Origin of the sequence: Streptomyces prasinopilosus (assembly GCF_001419695.1) — a bacterium.
GTDB lineage: Bacteria > Actinomycetota > Actinomycetes > Streptomycetales > Streptomycetaceae > Streptomyces > Streptomyces prasinopilosus.
The window spans coordinates 1-1,581 of sequence record NZ_LIRG01001040.1; the positions used below are offsets into that span (position 1 = coordinate 1).

The 1,581-nt window shown below is 72.5% G+C and carries 2 protein-coding genes; one reads left to right on the forward strand and one right to left on the reverse strand.

What is annotated here, in order from left to right; translation table 11 throughout:
* Positions 1 to 82: 82 nt before the first annotated feature.
* Positions 83 to 784: a ScbR family autoregulator-binding transcription factor gene (locus AOK18_RS29945; protein ID WP_055572819.1), complete on the reverse strand. Its 702-nt coding sequence runs from the start codon at positions 782 to 784 to the stop codon at positions 83 to 85.
* 215 nt (positions 785 to 999) lie between these two features.
* Here AOK18_RS29945 and AOK18_RS29950 point away from each other — a divergent pair.
* A partial coding sequence (locus tag AOK18_RS29950; RefSeq protein ID WP_276205381.1) for an AfsA-related hotdog domain-containing protein occupies positions 1,000 to 1,581 on the forward strand: 582 nt, incomplete at its 3' end.

The following is a 1,581-nucleotide window of genomic DNA, read 5'->3' on the forward strand; positions in this document are numbered from 1 at the left end:
CCCGTCCGCGCCCCTGCCCCGTCCCCCACCCCGTGGCCCCCACCCGGCCTCCGCCCGAGCCACGGCGACCGCCCGCCAGGCCCTAGCGTCCCGCCACCTCGCCGGCCCGCCGGTCCGCCTCCGCGTCGACGGCCGCCTTCCCCGTGGCCGGTTCCAGTCGCCCCGCGTCGAGGGCCCGTCGGCCGCGGTCCGCCGAGATGTCCAGCCGGGCCAGCACCGCCGGCACCGCGATGCCCGGCAGCATGTGCTGGAACAGCACCACGACCCGCTGCTCCAGATCCTGCCGCTGACAGCGCAGCTGCGAGAGGAGCTGCACTCCCGAGAAGCTCCCGACCAGCAGTTCCGCCGTCTCCGCCACCTCGACGTGCGGCAGCAACTCACCCCTCGCCTTCGCCTCGGCCAGGGTCCGGGTGATCTGGTCGATCCACATCCGGAACGCCGGAGTCCGGTCCAGTCCCAACGCTCCCTGGTCCAGGGCCAGCCCGACGCTGGCGCGCACCAGCGGGTCCGTGCACAGCCGCAGGGCCAGCACCAGACCGGAGTCGACGAGTTCCTGGAGCTTGCTGGACTGGGGCGGCAGGGTTACCGCCAGCTGCTCCTCGAAGATGCCGAGCGCCAGCTCCTCCTTGGAGCCGAAGTGGAAGTACAGCGCGCCCTTGGTCACCCCGGCCCGGCCCAGGATCTCGCCGATGGTAGCCGAGGTGTAACCGCGTTCGTCGAAGACCGCCGCGGCCGCGTCCAGAATGGTCCGCCGTGTGCGGATCGCGCGCTCCTGTCGCGCCATCGGGTGCCTCCTGATCTCCGTGGATCTCGTGGATCGCCGTGAAGTAGCCATACGGCCGCCGTGCGGTCGGCGTGCCGCCGTACCACGATGCCGCGCGGGCGCATGGGCTTGCGGGCTCGTCCCCAACGGTGTGGATCACCCTTGAAAAAAACCGGCTCGTCCGTATCTTAGTGCGAAGTCGACCGGGTCCAGGCCTTCTCTCCGGAGGGTTCCTCATGCCGCAGTCAGGTGCCACCAGCACGCCCACGGGGGACCGAACCGGACGGCGGCCCACGTCCGCGGCCACCACCGGACAGGCTGCCGGAGCCCCCGCCGTCACCCGGATCACCCCGGAACTGGCCCACCGGACCCGCGCGGTGGACATCTTCCCGGCGGAATGGGTCCGCCGGTCCGAACACGACTTCCGCGTCACCGCGCACTGGCCCGCCGAGCACTCCTTCTTCGGCCCCGTGGACGACCTCCACCAGGATCCGATGATCGTCGCCGAGACGCTGCGCCAGACCACGATGGCCCTCGCCCACGCCGAGTTCGGCGCCCCCCTCGACACCCACTTCGTCATGCGGGACCTGGGGATCTCCACCGCCCCCTCCGAACTGCTGCTCGCGGACGCCGCGGAGCCGGTCACCGTCGACGTCGTCTGCTCCGAGGTACGCCGCCGGGGCCGCGGTCTGAGCAGCATGCGGACCGTCATGGAGTTCCACCGGGCGGGACGGCTCGTCGCCCGGGGCACCGGCAGCATGGGGTGCACCTCGCCGGCCGCGTACCGCCGTCTGCGCGCCGGGCGACGAGCCGTCCCG